This is a genomic window from Streptomyces sp. NPDC054863 (assembly GCF_053610825.1).
Map to the genome: position 1 here is coordinate 1 of NZ_JBSGZD010000365.1, position 7,286 is coordinate 7,286.

The 7,286-nt window shown below is 70.3% G+C and carries 4 protein-coding genes; 3 read left to right on the forward strand and 1 reads right to left on the reverse strand.

Features of this window, described 5'->3' with window-relative positions; genetic code table 11:
- Positions 1-110 precede the first annotated feature (110 nt).
- Entirely contained in the window at positions 111-1,622 is a 1,512-nt protein-coding gene (locus ACWGIG_RS35235; protein ID WP_453325778.1) for a M1 family metallopeptidase, read from the reverse strand.
- Between the two features lie 200 nt (positions 1,623-1,822).
- Here ACWGIG_RS35235 and ACWGIG_RS35240 point away from each other — a divergent pair, with 200 nt between their 5' ends.
- From ACWGIG_RS35240 to ACWGIG_RS35250, 3 genes are all read left to right on the forward strand, one after another.
- Positions 1,823-3,814 (forward strand): Xaa-Pro dipeptidyl-peptidase, encoded by a 1,992-nt coding sequence (locus ACWGIG_RS35240; RefSeq protein WP_453325779.1) that lies wholly within the window; start codon positions 1,823-1,825, stop codon positions 3,812-3,814.
- Positions 3,811-5,097 (forward strand): M14 family metallopeptidase, encoded by a 1,287-nt coding sequence (locus tag ACWGIG_RS35245; protein ID WP_453325780.1) that lies wholly within the window; start codon positions 3,811-3,813, stop codon positions 5,095-5,097. The genes ACWGIG_RS35240 and ACWGIG_RS35245 overlap by 4 nt, the downstream gene beginning before the upstream one ends.
- Before the next feature lie 116 nt (positions 5,098-5,213).
- Complete coding sequence (locus ACWGIG_RS35250; RefSeq protein ID WP_453325781.1) at positions 5,214-6,899, forward strand: BCCT family transporter; 1,686 nt, start codon at positions 5,214-5,216, stop codon at positions 6,897-6,899.
- Positions 6,900-7,286 lie beyond the last annotated feature (387 nt).

The following is a 7,286-nucleotide window of genomic DNA, read 5'->3' on the forward strand; positions in this document are numbered from 1 at the left end:
ACCGCGCCGCCGCCCGCCGACCGGTGGAGCAGAGGTCGGCGGACGACGGCGCGGTGAGCGTCCCCCGGCGGCGGTGAGCGCCGCTCGGCGGCCCCGTGAGAGGCCCTCGCTCAGTGGTCGTGGACCGTGTTCGTCGCGGCGATCTTCTTCCACGACTTCGGCTGCACGGGCTTCGACTGCGTGCCCGCGGCGGAGTACGACCGGGCGATCCTCGACTCGGCGGCGGCCGGGGCCGCGGGCTTCTCGGGCTGGTACAGCCAGGTGTCGAAGAGCTCCGCGAGGGGCTTCTTCGAGATCTTCTCCGCGTACTTCACGAAGTCGGAGACCTTGGCGTTGCCGTACGCGTACTGCTTCGGCCAGCCCTTGAGGATCTGGAAGAAGGCGTCGTCGCCGATCTCGTTGCGCAGCGCCTGGATGGCCAGTGCGCCCCGGTCGTAGACGGCGATGTCGAACTGCTTGTCCGCACCCGGGTCACCGGGCTTGACCTGCCAGAACGGGTCCGAGGCCGGGCGGGAGGCATAGGTGTAGTCGGCCAGCTCCTGCGCCGTGCCCTCGCCCTCCTTCTCCGACCACAGCCACTGGCTGTAGCGGGCGAAGCCCTCGTTGACCCAGATGTCCTTCCAGTGGTGCACGGAGACGCTGTCGCCGTACCACTGGTGGGCCAGTTCGTGCACGACGACCGAGACGTTGGCGCCGTTGGCGAACTGCCTGGGGCTGTAGAACGGGCGGGTCTGCGTCTCCAGCGCGAAACCACTGGTCACGTTCGGGACGTAACCGCCGATCGCGTTGAACGGGTAAGGACCGAAGACGCCCTCCAGCCACTCGACGACCTCCGCCGAACGCTCGATGCTCGCGCGGGCCGCACCGTCGTTGTCGCCGAGGTCCTTGCTGTACGCGTTGAGGACCGGCAGCCCCGACTCGGTCTTGTCGGTGGTGATGTCGAACTTGCCGACGGCGAGCGTGGCCAGGTAGGAGGCCTGCGGCTTGTTGGAGCGCCAGGCGAAGCGGGTCCAGCCGAGCTTCGAACTCTGCGACTGCAGCACGCCGTTGGAGATCGCCTGGTGCCCGTCCGGCACCGACACCGACACGTCGTACGTGGCCTTGTCGAGCGGGTGGTCGTTGCTCGGGAACCACCAGGCGGCCGAGTCCGGCTCCTGCGCGGCGACGCCGCCGTCCGGGGTGCGGGCCCAGGCGGTGTAGCCGCCGATCTTCACCTCGGAGGGCTTGCCGGCGTACTTGACGACGACCGAGGCCGCCTTGCCCTTCTGCAGCGGCGTGACCGGAGTGACGACGAGCTCCTGCTCGCCCTCCTTGACGAACTTCGCCTTCTTGCCGTTCACCCGCACCTCGCTGACCGCGAGACCCAGGTCCAGGTTGAAGCGCGACAGATCCTGCGTCGCGGTGGCGACGAGGGTGGCCGTGCCCTCCAACAGGTCGGTCTTCGGCTGGTACTTCAGACGAAGGTCGTAATGGGAAACGTCGTAGCCGCCGTTGCCGCTGGCCGGGTAGTAGGGGTCGCCGATGCCCGGCGCGCCCGGGGAGAACGAGGCGGCCGATGCCGGGATCGCCAGCAGCAGGGTGGCCGCGACGAGCACGCCCGGGGCGATGATTCTGCGGTGCACGAGTGCTCCAAGTGGTCAGGTGGAACGATCTGTTGGCACTCTATTCAGCCCCTCGGCCACCAGTCATGTCCATGGTCGCTGCTGTCACACGATCGCCATACGGCCGACATGTGACCCCGTATCCCATTTGACTTCCCGCACCGCGGCGGGCTCCCTCCTGCCCTCTTTTGCACAGGAGTTGACCGCGTTACCGTCCGCCCATGCCGATAGCTGCGCGGGCCAGGCGCCCGATATGGAGAACGCTCGTCCCCATGACCGTGGCCGCGATGACGGCCGTGCTGCTCACCCCGTCGGGTGCGACGGCGGATCCGGACCCGACGGCCGACCGCGTCCGCGAGAGCAAGCCCGTCTACGCGTACGACAAGGCCATCCGTGAGTCCGTCTGGGTCGACACCCGGGTGGACGGCGACAAGGACGGCAGGACGGACCGCGTCGCCGTCGACATCGTCCGCCCCCGCGAACTCGACCGCTCGGGCCGCCGCATCCCGGTGATCATGGACGCCAGCCCGTACTACTCCTGCTGCGGACGCGGCAACGAGAGCCAGAAGAAGACCTACGACGACCGGGGCAACCCGGTCCAGTTCCCGCTCTTCTACGACAACTACTTCGTGCCGCGCGGCTACGGCTACGTCGCCGTCGACTTCACCGGTACCAACCGCTCCGACGGCTGCGTCGACATCGGCGGCCGTTCCGAGGTCGCCTCCGCCAAGGCCGTCATCGACTGGCTGAACGGCCGCGGCACCGGCTACACCACCCGCACGGGCACCGAGCGCACCCGGGCGGGCTGGTCCAACGGCAGCACCGGCATGATCGGCAAGAGCTGGGACGGCACGGTGGCCAACGGCACCGCCGCCACCGGAGTCAAGGGCCTCAAGACGATCGTGCCGATCGGCGCGATCTCCTCCTGGTACGACTACTACTTCCAGCAGGGCGCCGACCTCTACGACGGCGGACCCGAGGACCTCGCCGGGTACGTCGAGAGCAAGGAGGCCGCCGCCCGCTGCAAGCCGATGAAGAAGTACCTCGCCGACGGCGCCCCGCTCAACGGCAACCGCACCGACATGTGGGACGACCGCGACTTCGTGCCGGACGCGAGCAAGGTGCGGGCCAGCGTCTTCGCCGTGCACGGCATGCAGGACCTCAACGTGCGCATGAACCACTTCGGCAAGTGGTGGGACGCCCTCGCCGATCAGGGCGTCGAGCGCAAGGTGTGGCTGTCGCAGACCGGGCACGTAGACCCGTTCGACTTCCGGCGGGCCGAGTGGGTGAAGACCCTGCACCGCTGGTTCGACCACGAACTCCTCGGCTACGACAACGGCATCGACCGCGAGCCGATGGCCGACATCGAGCGCGCCCCCGACCGGTGGTCCACCGACAAGGTCTGGCCGCCGCGCTCCACCGACTCCACCAGGATCCGCCCGCAGAAGGGCGGCTCGCCCGGCGTCGGCACCCTCGGCCTGAAGCCCTCGAAGCCCGGCGCGGTGGAGACCTTCACCGACGACCCGAAGCTCGACGAGACCGCCTGGGCCGCGAAGATCGACACCGGCACTCCGGAGAAGGCCGGCTTCGCCACCGGGCCGCTCTCCCGCGACCTGCGCCTCTCCGGCTCGGGCAAGGTCACCCTCGCCGTCACCCCCTCCACCACCAGCGCCCACCTGAGCGCCGTCCTGGTGGACCTCGGCCCCGACACCATCCGCAACTACGGAGCGGCCGGCGAGGGCATCACCACCCTCCCCGAGCGCACCTGCTGGGGCCCCAGTACCCCCGGCGACAGCTCCTGCTTCAAGGAGACGAAGGCCGACCCGGTCGACGTCGGCTTCACCGTCTTCAGCCGCGGCTGGGCGAGCCTCGCCCACCACAAGGGCGACGGCAGGGCCCGCCCGCTGACCCCGGGAAAGAAGTACGAGATCACCATCGACCTCGCCGCGTCCGACCACGTCGTCCCGGCCGGCCACCGGCTCGCCCTGATCGTCGGCGGTACGGACGCCGGACTGGTCGAAGCCCCCGACACCCGCCCCACCCTCGGCGTCGACCTCGCGGGTACGTCGGCGAAGCTGCCCGTGGTCGGCGGCGACCGCGCCTTCGCCCGGGCCACCTCCGGCAACGCGGTGGCAGCGCCGCTGTCGCCCGGCGCACGCGACGGGGTTCCCGTGCCGCAGAGCATCTCCCGGATGCCGGGGGCCCAGCGATGAGGACCCGCGTCCTAGGGACGCTCCTCGGTTCGGTGGCCCTCGCGGTGCCGCTGGTGGCCGCTCCCGCCCAGGCGGGGGACTCCGGCCGCACCCCGCCCCGTACCGGATTCGAAACCACGCACGGCGCCCGCTGGACCACCCAGCCCGAGGAACAGGAGTTCCTGGCAGCCGTCGACCGCGACAGCTCCCGCGTCTCCGTCTCCACGGTCGCCACCACCAAACAGGGCCGCCCGGTCCAGCTCGTCGCCGTCGGCGAACGCAGGCGCACCGCCTCCACCGTGCTCCTGGTCTGCAGTCAGCACGGCAACGAGCCGTCCGGGCGCGAAGCCTGCCTCAGCAAGGTCCGTGACCTGGCGTACGCCAAGGACGACCGGACCCGCGACTTCCTCCGCAGGACCACGGTGCTCGTCGTCCCGACCGCCAACCCGGACGGCCGCGCCGCCGACACCCGGGGCAACTCCGACGGCGTCGACATCAACCGCGACCACATCGCGCTGGCCACCGCCGAGGGCCGCGCCATGGCGGCCGTCATCCGCGACCGCAAGCCCGACCTGATCTACGACCTCCACGAGTACGGAGCCACGCCGCCCTTCTACGACAAGGACCTCTTCGACCTGTGGCCGCGCAACCTCAACACGGACGCCCACGTCCACGCCGAGTCGAAGAAGCTCTCCGCGGACCACGTACGCCCCGCCGCCCACGCCTCCGGCTTCAGCACCGGCACGTACGGCATCTGGACCGACCCGGTCACCGGTGAACCCACCCAGCAGGTCGCGGGCGACGGGCAGGAGCGCATCCTGCGCAACGCGGCCGGAATCAAGCACTCCGTCGGCCTGCTCATCGAGAGCCGCGTCGACGCGCTGAGCGAGGCCGAGAAGCAGGACCGGGCCCTCAACCAGCGCCGCAGGGTCGCCTCCCACACCGCCTCCCTCTCGGGCGCACTCGCGTACGTGGAGGAGCGGCGCGGCTCCGTCGAGAGGGCCACCACCGGAGCGCGGCTGGCGGGATTCGCCGACCGGGGGCCCGTCTATCTGGGTGGCGCCGACAACGATCCCGCCGAGCCCTCCGAAGTGCTCGCCGACCCGCCCTGCGGCTACCGGCTGACAAAGGCTCAGCTCACCGACGTACGGGACGAACTCTCCTTGCACGGCGTTGCGTTCACCCCGGCGCGAGGGGGTGCGTACGTACCCTTGCGGCAGTCGCAGCGGGGCCTGATCCCTCTCCTGCTCGACCCAAAGGCCGCATACCGTCTCACAAGTGGCCAACCCGACACGCGCTGTTAGCAGACCGTGACGTGCGTCACCTGTGATACCGGGTAGCGGCAGGGAATCCTCCCGACCCGAAAGGTGACCACGTGTCCCACGACCAGCCGTCGGACGACCGGGCAGATTCGCCAGTCATGGCGGACCTGCCCGGCAGCCCGCACACCACTCACAGGCCACACACCGACCGGATCGTGTTCGGCGTCACCGCCGCGCTCACGCTCGCGTTCGTCCTGTGGGGCGCCCTCGCCACCGAGTCCCTGGAGGACGTCTCCGGCAAGCTGCTCGACGGCCTTGTCCACAACGGTGGCTGGGCGTTCATACTGGCTGCGTCCGCCTTCGTGGTCTTCGCCCTGTGGCTCGCGGTGAGCCGGTACGGGAAGATCACCCTCGGCGAGGAGGGCGAGAAGCCCGAATTCAAGACGGTCTCCTGGGTCGCGATGATGTTCAGCGCGGGCATGGGCATCGGCCTGATGTTCTACGGCGTCAGCGAACCCCTGGGCCACTTCGCCACACCCCCGCCCGGCACGCACCCCGCCGAGGCGGCGGATGCCATGCAGACCGCCATGGCCACCACCCTCTTCCACTGGACGCTGCACCCGTGGGCGATCTACGCGGTGGTCGGCCTGGCCATCGCGTACAGCACCTTCCGTCGTCGCCGCAGGCAGACGATCAGCGCCGTCTTCACCCCGCTCATCGGTGAGAAGCACGCCAACGGCGGCGTCGGCCGCTTCATCGACATCCTCGCCATCTTCGCGACGCTCTTCGGCTCGGCGGCCTCGCTGGGCCTGGGCGCGCTCCAGATCGGCAGCGGAATGAAGGAGCTCGGCTGGATGGAGAAGGCGGGCACCGGCCTGCTCGTCTCCATCATCGCCGTCCTCACGGTCGCCTTCGTGGCCTCCGCGGTCTCGGGCGTCGAAAAGGGCATCCAGTGGCTCTCCAACACCAACATGGTGCTGGCACTGCTCCTGGTCGTCTTCGTCTTCATCGCGGGACCGACCATCTTCGTCCTGGACCTCGTCCCCACCTCCATCGGCGCCTACCTGGGTGACCTCCCGCAGCTCATCGGCCGCACCGAGGCCACCGGCGGCGAGGGCGTCGCCACCTGGCTGAGCAGCTGGACGGTCTTCTACTGGGCGTGGTGGATCTCCTGGACGCCCTTCGTGGGCATGTTCATCGCCCGCATCAGCAGGGGCCGTACGATCCGCCAGTTCGTCGGCGGCGTCATCCTGGTCCCCAGCACGGTCAGCCTGATCTGGTTCGCCGTCTTCGGCGGTTCGGCGATGAAGCTGAAGGACCAGGGCCGGCTGGCGGACGAGTCGACCCCCGAGGGCCAGCTCTTCGGCCTCCTCAAGGAGTTCCCGATCGCGACGGTGACGAGCGTCCTCGTCATGATCCTGGTCGGCATCTTCTTCGTCTCCGGCGCGGACGCCGCCTCCATCGTGATGGGCACGCTCTCCCAGAAGGGCTCCTTCGAGCCGACCAAGCTGGTCGTCGTCTTCTGGGGCGTCGTCACCGGAGCGGTCGCCGCGATCATGCTCCTCATCGGCGACGGCGAGGACGACGCCCTCAAGGGCCTGCAGAACCTCACGATCCTCGTCGCGGCACCCTTCGCGCTGGTCATGGTCGGCATGTGCTGGGCCCTGATGCGCGACCTGCGCAGGGACCCGCTGATCGTCCGGGGCGAAATGGGTGTCGAAGCGGTCGAGGCGGCCGTCATCGAAGGCCACAAGAAGTACGAAGGCGACTTCGAGATCCGCATCGGCCCGGGCAACGGCACGGACACCCCGCCGGAGAACGAGGGAGCGACGAAGGTGCTCTGAGACGAAACGGAGGGCCGGCCCCCACCCCGGCCCTCCGGCGCCCTGCCCCCCCCCGGATATCCGGCCCCTTGCCCTGGCCTCGGATGTCCGGCCCGTGGCCCCGGGCCCGACTTCGCCCCCGGCTTCCTGACCTTGGCCTTGGCCCTGGCCCTGGCCCTGGCCCTGGCCCCGGCCTTGGCTCCGGCCCCGGCCTTGGCCTCGGCCCCGGCCTTGGCCTCGGCCCCGGCCTTGGCTCCGGCCCCGGCCTTGGCTCCGGCCCCGGCCTTGGCTCCGGCCCCGGCCTTGGCCCTGGCCCCGGCCTTGGCCCCGGCCTCGGCCTTGGCTCCGGCCTTGGCTCCGGCCTTGGCCCCGGCCCCCGCCGGGGCTGCGGCGGCGGCCTTGGCTCCG